General features: G+C 66.7%; 12 protein-coding genes. 6 read left to right on the plus strand and 6 right to left on the minus strand.

Annotated elements, in window-relative coordinates; genetic code table 11:
• Positions 1-45: 45 nt before the first annotated feature.
• A complete protein-coding gene (locus ACFO5X_RS10985) occupies positions 46-777 on the minus strand; it encodes a uroporphyrinogen-III synthase (protein WP_380717488.1) in 732 nt (243 codons plus the stop codon).
• Positions 778-860: 83 nt separating this feature from the next.
• On the opposite strand from ACFO5X_RS10985, the gene tsaD reads away from it, so the two are divergent.
• The 3 genes from tsaD to ACFO5X_RS11000 are packed head-to-tail and all read left to right on the plus strand — an operon-like array spanning position 861 to position 3,345.
• A complete protein-coding gene (gene tsaD, locus ACFO5X_RS10990) occupies positions 861-1,955 on the plus strand; it encodes a tRNA (adenosine(37)-N6)-threonylcarbamoyltransferase complex transferase subunit TsaD (RefSeq protein WP_380717489.1) in 1,095 nt (364 codons plus the stop codon).
• Positions 1,952-2,914 (plus strand): NAD(P)H-dependent glycerol-3-phosphate dehydrogenase, encoded by a 963-nt coding sequence (locus ACFO5X_RS10995; protein WP_380717490.1) that lies wholly within the window; start codon positions 1,952-1,954, stop codon positions 2,912-2,914. The genes tsaD and ACFO5X_RS10995 overlap by 4 nt, the downstream gene beginning before the upstream one ends.
• A gap of 11 nt (positions 2,915-2,925) precedes the next feature.
• Positions 2,926-3,345: an EVE domain-containing protein gene (locus ACFO5X_RS11000; protein ID WP_380717492.1), complete on the plus strand. Its 420-nt coding sequence runs from the start codon at positions 2,926-2,928 to the stop codon at positions 3,343-3,345.
• Between the two features lie 177 nt (positions 3,346-3,522).
• Here ACFO5X_RS11000 and ahcY read toward each other — a convergent pair whose 3' ends face one another.
• Positions 3,523-4,911 carry an adenosylhomocysteinase gene (gene ahcY, locus ACFO5X_RS11005; protein ID WP_380717493.1) on the minus strand — a complete coding sequence of 463 codons (1,389 nt, stop codon included), beginning with the start codon at positions 4,909-4,911 and terminating at the stop codon, positions 3,523-3,525.
• A gap of 291 nt (positions 4,912-5,202) precedes the next feature.
• Here ahcY and ACFO5X_RS11010 point away from each other — a divergent pair, with 291 nt between their 5' ends.
• A complete protein-coding gene (locus ACFO5X_RS11010) occupies positions 5,203-5,799 on the plus strand; it encodes an HD domain-containing protein (RefSeq protein WP_380717494.1) in 597 nt (198 codons plus the stop codon).
• Here the strand turns inward: ACFO5X_RS11010 and ACFO5X_RS11015 are convergent.
• The gene (locus ACFO5X_RS11015) at positions 5,796-6,503 is read right to left on the minus strand and encodes a sulfotransferase-like domain-containing protein (RefSeq protein ID WP_380717495.1); all 708 of its coding nucleotides are present in this window, start codon (positions 6,501-6,503) and stop codon (positions 5,796-5,798) included. The two genes, ACFO5X_RS11010 and ACFO5X_RS11015, sit on opposite strands and share 4 nt — an antisense overlap.
• A gap of 145 nt (positions 6,504-6,648) precedes the next feature.
• Between ACFO5X_RS11015 and msrA the strand changes: the two genes are divergently transcribed.
• Positions 6,649-7,314 carry a peptide-methionine (S)-S-oxide reductase MsrA gene (msrA, locus tag ACFO5X_RS11020; protein WP_380717496.1) on the plus strand — a complete coding sequence of 222 codons (666 nt, stop codon included), beginning with the start codon at positions 6,649-6,651 and terminating at the stop codon, positions 7,312-7,314.
• Here msrA and ACFO5X_RS11025 read toward each other — a convergent pair.
• Positions 7,311-9,566, minus strand: a complete 2,256-nt coding sequence (locus ACFO5X_RS11025) for an NADP-dependent malic enzyme (RefSeq protein ID WP_380717497.1) — start codon at positions 9,564-9,566, stop codon at positions 7,311-7,313. The two genes, msrA and ACFO5X_RS11025, sit on opposite strands and share 4 nt — an antisense overlap.
• A 150-nt stretch (positions 9,567-9,716) precedes the next feature.
• On the opposite strand from ACFO5X_RS11025, the gene mutS reads away from it, so the two are divergent.
• Positions 9,717-12,335 (plus strand): DNA mismatch repair protein MutS, encoded by a 2,619-nt coding sequence (gene mutS, locus ACFO5X_RS11030; RefSeq protein WP_380717843.1) that lies wholly within the window; start codon positions 9,717-9,719, stop codon positions 12,333-12,335.
• A gap of 66 nt (positions 12,336-12,401) precedes the next feature.
• Here the strand turns inward: mutS and ACFO5X_RS11035 are convergent, their stop codons facing one another.
• Together ACFO5X_RS11035 and hrcA are read right to left on the minus strand one after the other, a co-directional pair.
• Positions 12,402-12,977, minus strand: a complete 576-nt coding sequence (locus ACFO5X_RS11035; RefSeq protein WP_380717498.1) for a nucleotide exchange factor GrpE — start codon at positions 12,975-12,977, stop codon at positions 12,402-12,404.
• Between the two features lie 3 nt (positions 12,978-12,980).
• A complete protein-coding gene (gene hrcA, locus ACFO5X_RS11040) occupies positions 12,981-14,051 on the minus strand; it encodes a heat-inducible transcriptional repressor HrcA (RefSeq protein WP_380717499.1) in 1,071 nt (356 codons plus the stop codon).
• Positions 14,052-14,090 lie beyond the last annotated feature (39 nt).

Raw genomic sequence — 14,090 nt, forward strand, 5'->3', positions numbered from 1 at the left:
ATCACCCCTTCGAATCTGAAATGCCCGATCCTGCTTCTGCAAACACTACTGTGGGGGCCGGGCACCCTCAACCCGGGTGATCCCGGCAAGGCAGGCTGCAATCGCCTCGACCATCGCCCCCGCGTCAGGCCGCAACGCAACATCAACGCGCGAAAAGCCTTTTGGTTTCAACGGTTCTGCGACGGATTCGCTGAGCGCTATGGCGTGCACCGCGGCGGGGCCGGTGGCCTGTTCGGCAAAGTGTCGCGCCGTGCGTGGTGAAAACAACGGCACGATCACGGGCATCTTGCCGACCAGCGCGCGCTGCGCCGCGTCGTCGAGCGGCTGCAGCGGTTGGGCATAGACGGCGGTTTCCGCCGTGGGCAGCCCAGCCGCGCACAGACGTGCCGCGACGTCGCCCCGGGTGTGCTCACCAGAGAGATGCAGAAGCGGGCCTTCGGGGCGGTCGCGCAGCAGTGCCGCAACCAGTTCGTCGGCCGTCGCCCCCAGTGCGTGGGCGTTCCAGCCGGCGTCACGGGCGGTGGCGGCCGTTTTTTCACCGACGCAGAATGAGGGGAGGAGGCGGTCTTCGGTCACCCCGGCGACCACGCGGACGGCATTGGCCGAGGTGAAGAGCAGGCCGCGAGCGGGGCCGAAATCAAGGCTCTGTACAAGCGGTTCGATGCAGATCAGGGGAGAAATGATCAGATCGACGCGGGCAAGAACATCCGGGGGCAGCTGGCTGGCAAAGCGTTCCGAGGCCTCGGCTGGCCGCGTCAAGAGCAGGACAGGTCGCAAGGCGCACATCGGATGGCCCGGGATTGTGAGCGGGGACTTTGGGTGATACCTCCGGACGCAAGGTGATGCAACCGCAGAGGCACATGAGCGACCCCCTTATCCTGCTGGGACTGGAGAGCAGCTGCGACGATACCGCCGCGGCTGTCGTGCGCCGTTTGGACGGGCGTTCGGAGGTGCTGTCCTCGGTCGTGATCGGGCAGAGCGGGCTGCACGATGCCTTTGGCGGCGTGGTGCCCGAGATCGCCGCGCGCGCCCATGCCGAAAAGCTGGATGTGGCGGTGCGGCAGGCGCTGGCCGAGGCGGGGTTGAGCCTTTCCGACATGGACGGGGTGGCCGTGACCGCCGGGCCGGGGCTGATCGGCGGCGTGCTGTCGGGCGTGATGTGCGCCAAGGGCATTTGCGCCGCGACCGGGCTGCCGCTGATCGGGGTGAACCATCTGGCGGGCCATGCACTGACGCCGCGGCTGACGGATGGGATCGCATACTCCTATCTGATGCTGCTGGTCTCGGGCGGGCATTGTCAGTTCCTGATCGTGCGCGGGCCCGAGGATTTCTCGCGGCTGGGCGGCACCATCGACGACGCACCGGGCGAGGCGTTTGACAAGGTGGCGCGACTGCTGGGCCTGGCGCAGCCCGGCGGGCCGGGGATCGAGGCCGAAGCGCACGGCGGGGATGCGAAGCGGTTCTCCCTGCCCCGCCCGCTGATCGACCGGGATGATTGCAACCTGTCGTTCTCGGGGCTGAAGACCGCCGTGCTGCGCACGCGGGACACCCTGGTGCAGGAGTTCGGCGGGCTGACCCGAGCGGATCGCGCCGATCTGTGCGCGGGGTTCCAGCAGGCGGTCTGCGATGTGCTGGCGGACCGGATGCGGCGTGCTTTGCGGCTCTATCTTGGGGAAAATCCCGCGCAGCCCTGCGTTGCGGTGGCCGGGGGCGTGGCCGCGAACATGCAGATCCGCGCGCGGCTGGAGCAGGTCGCGGGCGAGGCCGGTGCCCGGTTCGTCGCGCCGCCGCTGAAGCTGTGCACCGATAATGCGGCGATGATCGCCCATGCCGGGGCCGAGCTGTTCGAGACCGGGCTGCGCCATGACATGACGCTGTCGGCGCGGCCGCGCTGGCCGCTGGACACGACGCAGGCCGCGCTGGTCGGCGGCGGGCGCAAGGGGGCCAAGGCATGAGGGTCGGGGTTGCCGGAGCCGGAGCTTTCGGAACGGCGCTGGCTATCGCGCTGGGGCGCAAGGGGGCGGTCACGCTGTGGTCGCGGGATGAAGGTCAGGCGCGGGCGATGCGGGACAGCCGGCAGAACGCTGCCCGGCTGCCCGGCGCGGACCTGTCCGAAGGCGTGACGCCGAGTGCCGATGTTGGCGAACTGGACGATTGCGAGGTGGTTCTGCTGGCGATGCCGATGCAGCAGATGCGCGCCGCGCTGGCGGGGCCTTTGGCGCAGCTGGCCGACCGGCCGCTGGTGGCCTGTTGCAAGGGCATCGAGCTGGACACCGGGCTGGGGCCGACGGGCGTGATTGCCGAGGTCGCGCCGGGGGCGACCGCTGCGCTGCTGACGGGCCCGAGCTTTGCCGGGGAGATCGCGCGCGGGCTGCCAACTGCGCTGACGCTGGCCTGTGCGGATGCGGCGCGGGTCGAGACGCTGCAAAGGGCGCTGAGCACGGATGTCTTGCGGCTGTATCGCACGACGGATACCGCCGGGGCCGAGCTGGGCGGCGCTTTGAAGAACGTGATGGCCATCGCCTGCGGCGCGGTGATCGGCGCCGGGCTGGGCAACAGCGCCCGTGCCGCGCTGATGACGCGGGGCTATGCCGAGATGCTGCGCATCGCCGCCGCGCGGGGGGCGCGGCCCGAGACGCTGGCGGGTCTGTCGGGGTTCGGCGATCTGACGCTGAGCTGCACCTCGGACATGTCGCGCAACTATCAGCTGGGGCTTGCCATCGGGCGCGGCGCGGCATTCGATCCCGCCGTGACGGTAGAAGGCGCCGCCACCGCGCGGGCGATGGTGAAGGCCGAGGCCTATCGCGGGCTGGATCTGCCGATCACGCGGGCGGTCGCGGACCTGGTGGACGGGCGCGAAACCCTGCCCTCGGTCATGGCGCGTCTGCTGGCGCGCTCGCTCAAGGAAGAATGAAAGGACGTCGCATGGCTTACTGGCTGTTCAAATCCGAACCTGACACCTGGGGCTGGGACGACCAGCAGGCCAAGGGAGACGCCGGCCAGGAATGGGACGGCGTGCGCAACTATCAGGCGCGCAACTTCATGCGCGAGATGAAGGTGGGCGATAAGGGGTTCTTTTACCATTCGCAGACCGACAAGGCGGTGGTCGGCATTGTCGAGGTCTGCGCCGAGGCGCATCCCGACAGTTCGACCGATGATGCCCGCTGGGAATGCGTGGACATCAAGGCGGTTCGGCCCTTTGCAGAGCCTGTCACGCTGGAGCAGATCAAGGCCGAGCCGCGGCTGGCCGAGATGGTTCTGGTGAAGAATTCGCGCCTGTCGGTGCAGCCGGTCACCGAGGCGGAATGGACGCTGGTCTGCGAGATGGGCGCGACGAAACCCTGAGGGGCGGAGTTGGAGGGACCGGCACCACACCGGAACCCTCCCTCACCCGCGTGCTCCCAAGTCACCACACGCATCTGAATTCGGTTCCGGCCGTCCTGGCCGATGGCTGGTCATAGCGCGAAAAAGGCGGCGGAGCAAAGAAATTGCCCGCCGCCTTCTATTCAAATCAGCGCCAAATCAGTAGCGGTAGTGTTCGGCCTTGAACGGCCCTTCCGGCGTGACGCCGATGTAGGAGGCCTGATCCGAGCTGAGCTTGGTCAGCTTGACGCCGATCCGGCCCAGGTGCAGGCGCGCGACCTTTTCGTCGAGATGCTTGGGCAGGATGTAGACCTTGTTTTCGTATTGGTCGCCCTTGGTCCAGAGTTCGATCTGGGCCAGCACCTGGTTGGTGAACGACGCCGACATCACGAAGGACGGGTGCCCGGTGGCGTTGCCGAGGTTCAGCAGGCGGCCTTCGGAGAGCAGGATGATCTTGTTGCCCGAGGGCATCTCGATCATGTCGACCTGTTCCTTGATGTTGGTCCACTTGTGGTTCTTCAGCGCAGCGACCTGGATTTCGTTGTCGAAGTGGCCGATGTTGCCGACGATGGCCATGTTCTTCATCTCGCGCATATGCTCGATGCGGATCACGTCCTTGTTGCCGGTGGTGGTGATGAAGATATCGGCACTGGCGACTTCGTCTTCGAGCAGCGTCACCTCGTAGCCGTCCATCGCGGCCTGAAGCGCGCAGATCGGGTCGACCTCGGTAACCTTCACGCGGGCGCCCGCGCCGCGCAGCGAGGCGGCCGAGCCCTTGCCCACGTCGCCATAGCCGCAGACCACGGCGACCTTGCCGGCCATCATGGTGTCGGTGGCGCGGCGGATGCCGTCGACCAGCGATTCCTTGCAGCCGTATTTGTTGTCGAACTTCGACTTGGTGACCGAGTCGTTGACGTTGATCGCCGGGAAGGGCAGCTGGCCCTTCTTGTAGAGGTCGTAGAGGCGGTGCACGCCGGTGGTGGTTTCCTCGGACACGCCCTTGATCGCGTCGCGGGTTTTCGTGAACCAGCCGGGGCTTTCCTTCATCCGCTTGGCGATCTGCTTCTTGATCACCTCTTCTTCCTCGGACTGCGGCACGGGGATGATGTCCTCGCCCGCCTCGGCCCGCGCGCCCAGCAGGACGTAGAGGGTGGCGTCGCCACCGTCGTCGAGGATCATGTTCGCGCCGTCGGGGAACATGAAGGACTTGTCGAGGTAGTCCCAGTGCTCGGTCAGGGTCTGGCCCTTGACCGCGAAGACCGGGACGCCCGCCTTGGCGATCGCGGCGGCGGCGTGGTCCTGAGTCGAGAAGATGTTACACGACGCCCAGCGCACGTCGGCGCCAAGCGCGACCAGCGTTTCGATCAGAACGGCGGTCTGGATGGTCATGTGGAGCGAGCCGACGATGCGGGCGCCCTTCAGCGGTTTCTTGGTGCCGTATTCCTCGCGCAGGGCCATCAGGCCCGGCATTTCGGTTTCGGCGATATCCAGTTCCTTGCGGCCATAGTCGGCCAGATTGATATCCTTGACGACGTAATCCTGAGTCACGGTGAAAATTCTCCTGGAGTTTGACCGGCGTCTAGCATTCCAGCCGCTTTCGCGCAATGCGACTGGGCGGACGTGGTCAAGACGCGCTGTGGCCTTGCCGGACTCTGTGTGAAATAGGGGGCACGCCGGGAGGAAGAAACGTGCCCCCCAGTCGTCTCGAACCCACCGCGGCCGCGCCCCGGTCTTTTGACCTTTGGTCGTGTTGTCGCGTGGCAGCGCCTGTGGTTCGATGGGACAAGGCTGCGCGCGAAATGCGGCAAAAGAACGGCAAGTTCAGAGGAGTGTGTCCGCATGGCACCACAGGCACGGGCATGGCAGCGGATGCTGTCGGGGCGCAGGCTGGATCTGCTGGATCCGACCCCGGTGGATATCGAGGTGGAGGATATCGCCCACGGGCTGGCCTTTGTCGCACGCTGGAACGGCCAGACGCGGGGCGATTTCGCCTATTCGGTGGCGGAACATTCGCTGCTGGTGGAGGTGCTGTTCAGCCGGATCTGCGCGAAGCCGCCGGTGCGCTGGCAGCTGGCCGCGCTGCTGCACGACGCGCCGGAATATGTGATCGGGGACATGATCTCGCCCGTCAAGGCCGCGGTCGGGCCGAGCTATGGCGCGCTGGACGAGCGGCTGACGGCGGCGATCCACATCCGGTTCGGTCTGCCGGCGGTGCTGCCGGCGCAGGTCAAGAAGCAGATCAAGAAGGCCGACCGGATCAGCGCCTGGATGGAAGCGACGCAGCTGGCCGGGTTTTCCGAGGCCGAGGCGGATCGGTTCTTTGGAAAGCCTGAACAGAGCCTGATATCGGGATTGTCGCTGCACCTGCGGCCGCCGACCGAGGTGCGCGCCGCCTATACCGCGCGCCATGCCGAGCTGATGGCGACGCTGGACTAGAGCTTGACCGCTTCCAGCCTGCGATAATAGGGCAGCGCGGCTTCGGCGAGTTCCGCGGCTTCGCCGGTCAGGTCCGGCAGGGCGCCTTCGGCCCCGGCGAAACCGGTCGAGCGGTGGACGGCGCCATACCAGTGCGGCGCCCAGGCGCCGTCGGAGGGGTGGCCGCCGGCCGGCCAGTGCAGCATTCCGGGATCCCAGTCCAGATCAAGGGCGGCGCAAAGGCGGCGCAGCATCCCTTCGGGATCGGCGCGGATATCGTGGCTGTCGATCACGATGGGATTGTCGCCGGCGACGGTGTCGAAGATCTCGGCCTGCTGCACGAAGCCCAGCGCCTCGAGCGTGCGTTCGTCGTGTTTCTCGGAATAGCTGGCCACGACCCGCGCGGGGTGGCGGATCAGGAAAACGTTGCGCATTCCGCCGATCCAGTCGCGGGGAACGCCGTCGATCATGTGGTGGCACATGTGTTTCTGGTAGAAATGCGGCTTGTTGCCGGGAATTGGGCCTGTCAGAGCCTGAATTACAGTCTCGGGGTCGTCGGACTGCGCCGCCAGAACCTCGGCCCGCATCGGGTGGGCAAGGCCGGTGCGGGCGAGGTAGACGGCGTAAAAGGGTTCGTCCACGACGGCAAAGTCGGCGCGGTTGCCAAAGGCATACATCATCGCCGTGCTGAGGTTGCGTGGCCCCGACCACATGGCAATCCGCATGTCCGACCTCCTGTGTTGCGCACAGGCTAGCAGGACGGCGCGCCGGGCCAAGTGGTAAACACCTGTCACCAGCGCGTGATAATCGGTTTCGCCGGATTGTTCGGTGAACGCGTTGCGGCATGATGCGGGCGAAGGAGTGCCCATCATGACGCGCGACACCATCCGGACTATCACCCTTGTCCTGCTGATCGGCCTTGGCCTGATCGCGCGCGGCCACCCTGCCCGTGCGGCGGACAGCCAGGTGCTGACCGTGGCGGGCGGCTGTTTCTGGTGTGTCGAGGCCGATTTCGAATCGGTGCCTGGGGTTCTGGGCGTGGTGTCGGGCTATACCGGCGGGACGCTGAAGAACCCGAGTTACAAGCAGGTGTCAGCGGGCGGGACCGGGCATTACGAGGCGGTGCAGATCCGGTTCGATCCGGCCAGGGTGTCACGTGCGCAGTTGCTGCACATGTTCTTCCGCTCGGTCGATCCGACCGATGCGGGCGGACAGTTCTGCGACCGGGGAGACAGCTATCGCACGGCGATATTCGTCTCTGGCAAGGCCGAACGGGCCGAAGCGCAGGCGGCGAAGGCCGAAGCGCAGGGAGCGCTGAAACAGTCTGTCGTGACGCCGATCCTGCCCGCCGGCCGGTTCTATCCAGCCGAGGACTATCATCAGGATTACTACAAGGGCACCAATCTGGTGATCACCCGCGCGGGGCCCAAGCGGCAGTCGAGCGCCTATAACTTCTATCGCAAGTCCTGCGGCCGGGATCAGCGGGTGCGCCAGCTTTGGGGCGGTGAAGCGCCCTTTGCCGGCAAACACTCCTAGCCGATCTTGCAGGAGGCGAGGACAGCCATGTTGAGGATGTCGTTCGCCGTAGAGACGGTGGAGGCGATCTGAATCGGCTTGTCGACGCCGACCAGAATCGGACCGATCACCGTGGCGCCCGCCATTTCCTGCATCAGCTTGACCGAAATCGAAGCCGAGTGCCGCGCCGGGACGACGAGGATATTCGCCGGGCCGGTCAGGCGTGAGAAGGGATAGGAGGCCTGCGCCTTTTCGTTCAGCGCGACGTCGACCGTCATCTCGCCCTCATACTCGAAATCGGCCCCGCGCTGTTCCAGCACGGCGGGGGCGCGGTGCATCTTTTCGGCGCGTTCGGACATCGGGTAGCCGAAGTTCGAGAAGCTGACGAAGGCCACGCGCGGTTCCAGACCCATGTGGCGGGCGACCTGCGCGGCGCGTTCGGCGATGGTGGCGAGATCCTCGGCCTCGGGCCATTCGTGCACCAGCGTATCGCCGATCAGCACGATCCGGCCCTTGTGCAGCAGAGCGGTGATGCCGACGGCGCCGTGCGAGGCGTCGGCGTCGAAGACGTGGCAGATCCGTTCCAGCGCATGGGCCGACTTGCGCGTCGCCCCTGTCACCAGCCCGTCGCCGTGGCCATGGGCCAGCATCAGCGCGGCAAAGACGTGCCGGTCGCGGGCGGCGAGGCGGTGAATGTCCTGCGCGTCGAACCCCTTGCGGTTCAGGCGGTTGTAGAGAAAGTCCTTGTAGGTTGCGAGGTGGCTGGTGTTGGCGGCGTTGACGATTTCCAGCTCTCCCACCGCGTCGGCGAGGCCGGCGGCTTCCAGCTTGCGTTTCACGTCATCCTCGCGGCCGACGACCAGCGCGTGGCCGAGGCCCGATCGCTGGTACATCACCGCCGCGCGCAACACGCGGGGATCGTCGCCTTCGGCAAAGATCATGCGGGCCTGGGCCGCGCGGGCGCGGGTGTTGAGGCCGCGCAGGATGCTGGCGGTCGGGTCCATGCGCGATTTCAGCGAAAGCTCGTAGGCCTCCATGTCGATGATCGGCCGCCGCGCCGCGCCAGTGTCCATCCCGGCCCGCGCCACGGCGGGGGGAATGCGGTGGATCAGGCGGGGATCGAAGGGCGTCGGAATGATGTAGTCGCGCCCGAAGGTCAGGTTCTTGCCATAGGCCAGCGCCACCTCGTCGGGCACGTCCTCGCGCGCGAGACGGGCCAGCGCCTGGGCGCAGGCGATCTTCATCTCGTCGTTGATCGCGCGGGCGTGGATGTCGAGCGCACCCCGGAACAGGTAGGGGAACCCCAGCACGTTGTTGACCTGGTTCGGATAGTCCGAGCGCCCGGTCGCCACGATCGCGTCGGGGCGCACCTCATGTGCCTGTTCCGGCGTGATTTCGGGATCGGGGTTGGCCATGGCGAAGATCACCGGATCGGGCGCCATGTCGATGACCATCTGTTGGGTCACCGCGCCCTTGGCCGAGACGCCCAGGAAGACGTCGGCCCCCTTCATCGCCTCTTCCAGCGTGCGCAGCTCGGTCTTGACCGCATGGGCCGATTTCCACTGGTTCATGCCTTCGGTGCGGCCCTGGTAGATCACGCCCTTGGTGTCGCACATGATGCAGTTGTCATGCCGCGCGCCCATGCTTTTCAGCAGTTCGAGACAGGCGATGCCCGCCGCCCCGGCGCCGTTCAGGACGATCCTGACGTCCTCGATCTTCTTGCCGGTCAGGTGCAGCGCATTGATGAGGCCCGCTGCGCAGATCACGGCGGTGCCGTGCTGGTCGTCGTGGAAGACGGGAATGTCCATCTCTTCCTTGAGGCGCTGCTCGATGATGAAGCATTCGGGCGCCTTGATGTCTTCGAGGTTAATGCCGCCGAAGGTCGGGCCCATCAGCTTGACCGCCTGGCAGAAGGCATCCGGATCCTCGGTATCGAGTTCGATGTCGATGCTGTTGACGTCGGCGAAACGCTTGAACAGGACCGCCTTGCCCTCCATCACCGGCTTGGAGCCGAGCGCGCCGAGGTTGCCGAGACCCAGAACCGCGGTGCCGTTGGAGATGACCGCCACGAGGTTGCCCTTGTTGGTGTAGTCATAGGCGGTTTCCGGGTCCTTCGCGATGGCCTTGCAGGGCACGGCGACGCCGGGGGAATAGGCCAGGCTGAGGTCGCGCTGGGTGGTCATCGGCACCGTGGCGCGGATCTCGAACTTGCCCGGAGTCGGTTCAAGGTGAAAGGCCAGCGCCTCTTCGTCGGTTATCCTGATCCTGGTCATCTGGCGCCTCTCCTCCACTGCGGCCCCCGTCTTACACAAGGGCGGGCGGGGTCACAACGGATATGCGTTTTCGCCTTTCGCGGCGGTGCCCGGGTTTGTAAGGTCCGCCCGTTCAGAACAGCGGGGGTGCGGGTGTCGAACGTCACGCCGATGATGGCGCAATATCTCGAGATCAAGGACGGGCATAAGGACGCCCTGCTGTTCTATCGCATGGGCGATTTCTACGAGATGTTCTTCGACGATGCTGTCGCCGCCTCGGCCGCGCTGGACATCGCGCTGACCAAGCGCGGGCAGCACCTGGGGCAGGATATACCGATGTGCGGCGTGCCGGTGCATTCGGCCGAGGGGTATTTCCTGACGCTGATCCGCAAGGGGTTTCGCGTGGCTGTCTGCGAGCAGATGGAAGACCCGGCCGAGGCGAAGAAACGCGGCTCTAAATCGGTGGTTCGGCGCGAGGTGGTTCGGCTGGTCACGCCCGGGACGCTGACCGAGGATTCGCTGCTGGAGGCGCGGCGGCACAACTTTCTGGCCGCCTTCGCGCAGGTGCGGGACGATGCGGCGCTGGCCTGGGCCGATATCTCGACTGGGGATTTCCATGTGATGGAGATCGACGCGGCCCGCCTGTCGCCGGAACTGTCGCGGCTGGCGCCGTCGGAACTGGTGGTGGTCGACAGCCCCGATGCGCCCCACGCGCTGGCCGAGGATCTGGGCGTGGCGCTGTCGCAACTGGGACGCGCGAGTTTCGACAGCACCGCGGCGCAGGGGCGGCTGTGCAATCTGTTCGGTGTGGCCACACTGGACGCCTTCGGCACGTTTTCGCGGGCTGAGGTTTCGGCGATGGGGGCGCTGGTCGACTGGCTGGACATCACGCAGAAGGGCAAGCTGCCGCTGTTGCAGGTGCCCGTGCGCGAGGCGGCGTCGCGCGTGGTGCAGATCGACACGGCGACGCGGCGGAACCTGGAACTGACGCGGTCGCTGTCGGGCGGGCGCGAGGGGTCGCTGCTGTCGGTGATCGATCGGACGGTGACGCCGGGGGGCGCGCGGCTGCTCGAACAGCGGGTGTCCAGCCCCTCGCGCGATCTGGCGCTGATCCACGACCGGCTGGATGCGCTGGATTTCGCGGTGGCGGAGACGCGGTTGGCCGCCGATCTGCGCGAGGCGTTGAAGAAGACGCCCGATCTGGACCGCGCGCTGTCGCGGCTGGGGCTGGACCGGGGCGGCCCGCGCGATCTGGTGGCGGTGCGGTCGGCGCTGGAGCAGGCTCGCGCCATCGTCGCGCGCTGCGAGGGGTGCGAGCTGCCGCGCAGCCTGGCGCAGGGGGCGCGCGATCTGGTCGGGTTCGACGCGCTGACCGCCGAGCTGGATGCCGCGCTGGTGGCAGAACCGCCGCTGCTGGTGCGCGACGGCGGGTTCATCGCGCGCGGCTATCACGCCGAGCTGGACGAGGCGGTCGCCCTGCGGGACGAGGGCCGGTCGGTCATCGCGCAGATGCAGCAGGAGTATATACGCGACACCGGCATCAACTCGCTGAAGATCAAGCACAACAACGTGCTGGGCTATTTCATCGAGACGACGGCCACCCATGCGGAGAAAATGCTCTCTGCGCCGCTGAACGAGCGGTATATCCACCGGCAGACCACGGCCAACCAGGTGCGGTTCACCACGGTGAAGCTGTCCGAGATGGAGACCCGTATCCTGAATGCGGGGAACCATGCGCTGGAGCTGGAAAAGCGGCTCTACGAAGGGTTGAGGCAGCAGGTTCTGGCCGAGGCGCCGCGGCTGTTGCAGGCCTCGCGCGCGCTGGCCGAGCTGGATCTGACGACGGCGCTGGCGGATCTGTCGCGCGGCGAGAACTGGTGCCGGCCGAAGGTCGATACCTCGCGCGCGTTCCGGATCGAGGGCGGGCGGCATCCGGTGGTGGAGCGGGCGCTGCGCCGAGCGGGCGAGACCTTTGTCGCCAACGACTGCGATCTGTCGGCGAGCGACGGCGCGGCGATCTGGCTGCTGACCGGGCCGAACATGGCCGGTAAATCGACCTTCCTGCGGCAGAATGCGCTGATCGCGCTGCTGGCGCAGGCGGGCAGCCATGTTCCGGCGGATGCGGCGCATATCGGGCTGGTGAGCCAGCTGTTCAGCCGGGTCGGTGCCTCGGACGATCTGGCGCGAGGGCGGTCGACCTTCATGGTCGAGATGGTGGAGACGGCGGCGATCCTCAATCAGGCCGACGACCGTGCGCTGGTGATCCTGGACGAGATCGGGCGAGGGACGGCAACTTATGACGGGCTGTCCATCGCTTGGGCGACGCTGGAACATCTGCACGGCCAGAACCGCGCGCGAGCGCTGTTCGCGACGCATTACCACGAGCTGACCGCGCTGGCGGGCAAGCTGGAAGGCGTCGAGAACGCGACGGTCAGCGTGAAGGAATGGCAGGGCGAGGTGATCTTCCTGCACGAGGTCAAGCAGGGCGCGGCGGACCGGTCCTATGGCGTTCAGGTCGCGCAGCTGGCAGGGCTGCCGGCCTCGGTGGTCGCGCGGGCGCGCGTGGTGCTGGAGGCACTGGAGAAGGGCGAGCGCGAGGGCGGCGTGAAACCCAAGGCGCTGATCGACGATCTGCCGCTGTTCTCGGCGGCGGCGCGGGTCGAGCCGGTGAAGGAGAAACCCGCCGCCTCGCCCGCGCTCGACATGCTGGCGGCGCTGCATCCCGACGAGCTGACCCCGCGCGAGGCTTTGGAGGCTTTGTACCGGCTGAAGGATGCGGCCGGGGGCTGAGCGTTTCGCGTGAAACGCAAACGCCCGCCGGAGGACCGGCGGGCGCTGTTTCTTATCCGATTGCGCTCAGGACGCCGGGGTCGACGAAACGCCGACCTGGGCCGGGCGCAGCAGGCGGTCGTGCAGCAGGAAGCCTTCGGCCGCCACCTGGATGATGTCGCCGGCGCGGGTGCCGGGCAGCGGCGCCTCGAACATCGCCTGGTGCAGCTTGGGGTCGAAGCGGTCGCCGACCTGCGGCGCGATGACCTCGATCCCGTGCTTGGAGAAGACGTTGAGCAATTCGCGCATCGTCAGCTCGATCCCTTCGAACAGGGCGGCGTTGGCGGCGCGCTGTTCCTCGTTCGCGGCTTCCATCGCGCGCTTCATGTTGTCGAACACGGGCAGCATGTCGCGGGCCAGCTTGGTCCCGCCGTATTGTTCGGCTTCGCGGCGGTCCTTTTCCCAGCGCTTGCGCGCGTTCTCGGTCTCGGCCAGCGAGCGAATGAAGCGGTCGCGGTAGTCGTCCCGCTCGGCGCGGAGCGCTTCGAGTTCGGACTCGGACTCGTCGTCGCTGCTGCCAAAGCCGGCAAGTTCGTCGGCCAGTTGCTGGCTTTCGGCCTCGGTCATCGGCTCGTCAGCCTCGGTTTTCTTCGGTTCTGCCATTCTTCACCTCTCGCCGTGATCCGTCACCATGCGCCCGAGCAACTGCGCGGTGTAATCCACGATGGGCACGATCCGCCCATAATTCAGTCGGGTCGGGCCGATGACTCCCACGGCACCAATGATCTTACGGTCCGCGTTCATATAGGGAGAGACCACCAAAGAGGAACCCGAAAGTGAGAAAAGTTTGTTCTCTGACCCGATAAAAATGCGCACCCCGTCGCCCTGTTCCGTGAGGTCCAGAAAGGCGGCGATATCGCGCTTGCGTTCGAGGTCGTCGAACAGGCTGCGGATGCGTTCCAGTTCCTCGGCGTGATCGCCGCCGCTGAGCAGATTCGCCCTGCCCCGCACGATCAGCCGGCTGGTGTCGTCGCCCTGTGTCTCCCATGCGGCGAGGCCGCTTTCCACCATGGCGGCGGCCAGCGAATCAAGTTCCTGCCGGCGGGCGGAAATCTCGCGCTGGATCAGGTCGCGCGCCTCGGTCAGGGTGCGCCCGTCAATCAGGGCGTTGAGAAAGTTCGCCGCCTCGCGCATCGAGCTGGGGGTCTGGCCGGGGGGCGGCGAGAACAGGCGGTTTTCCACGTGGCCGTCCGAGAAGACCAGCACCACCAGCGCCCGGGTGGGATTGAGCGAGACGAATTCGATGTGCTTGAGCGCGGCCTCGTGTTTCGGGGTCAGCACCAGCGAGGCGCTGTGGGTCACACCGGAAAGCGCGGACCCGACTCTGTCGAGCAGGCTTTCGACATCGCGGGCGCCGTCGGTCACGGTGGATTCGATCCGGGTGCGGTCGGCTTCGGACAGATCGCCGATTTCGAGCAGGCCGTCCACGAACATGCGCAGGCCCAGCTGCGTGGGGATCCGCCCGGCACTGACGTGCGGGCTGTCGAGCAGGCCGAGAAATTCGAGATCCTGCATCACGTTGCGGATGGTCGCGGCGCTGACCTTTTCGTTCAGCGTGCGGGTCAGCGTACGGCTGCCCACCGGCTCGCCGCTGGCGAGATAGGATTCCACCACCCGGCGGAAGACCTCGCGCGAGCGGTCGTTCATCTGCTGCAGAAGTTGCGGAGCGTCGGGCATCGTCACATTTCCAAGGCCGGTGGGCAGTAGACCGGCTTG

Source organism: Seohaeicola nanhaiensis (assembly GCF_042654245.1).
GTDB classification, from domain to species: domain Bacteria; phylum Pseudomonadota; class Alphaproteobacteria; order Rhodobacterales; family Rhodobacteraceae; genus Seohaeicola_A; species Seohaeicola_A nanhaiensis.

Bases quoted from the DNA above. Each gene is read 5' to 3' on its own strand.
- tsaD (WP_380717489.1), top strand. From the start codon at position 861: ATGAGCGACCCCCTTATCCTGCTGGGACTGGAGAGCAGCTGCGACGAT.
- ACFO5X_RS11015 (WP_380717495.1), bottom strand. From the start codon at position 6,503: ATGCGGATTGCCATGTGGTCGGGGCCACGCAACCTCAGCACGGCGATG.
- ACFO5X_RS10995 (WP_380717490.1), top strand. From the start codon at position 1,952: ATGAGGGTCGGGGTTGCCGGAGCCGGAGCTTTCGGAACGGCGCTGGCT.
- ACFO5X_RS11000 (WP_380717492.1), top strand. From the start codon at position 2,926: ATGGCTTACTGGCTGTTCAAATCCGAACCTGACACCTGGGGCTGGGAC.
- ACFO5X_RS11010 (WP_380717494.1), top strand. From the start codon at position 5,203: ATGGCACCACAGGCACGGGCATGGCAGCGGATGCTGTCGGGGCGCAGG.
- ACFO5X_RS11035 (WP_380717498.1), bottom strand. From the start codon at position 12,977: ATGGCAGAACCGAAGAAAACCGAGGCTGACGAGCCGATGACCGAGGCC.
- ACFO5X_RS11025 (WP_380717497.1), bottom strand. From the start codon at position 9,566: ATGACCAGGATCAGGATAACCGACGAAGAGGCGCTGGCCTTTCACCTT.
- hrcA (WP_380717499.1), bottom strand. From the start codon at position 14,051: ATGCCCGACGCTCCGCAACTTCTGCAGCAGATGAACGACCGCTCGCGC.
- mutS (WP_380717843.1), top strand. From the start codon at position 9,717: ATGATGGCGCAATATCTCGAGATCAAGGACGGGCATAAGGACGCCCTG.
- msrA (WP_380717496.1), top strand. From the start codon at position 6,649: ATGACGCGCGACACCATCCGGACTATCACCCTTGTCCTGCTGATCGGC.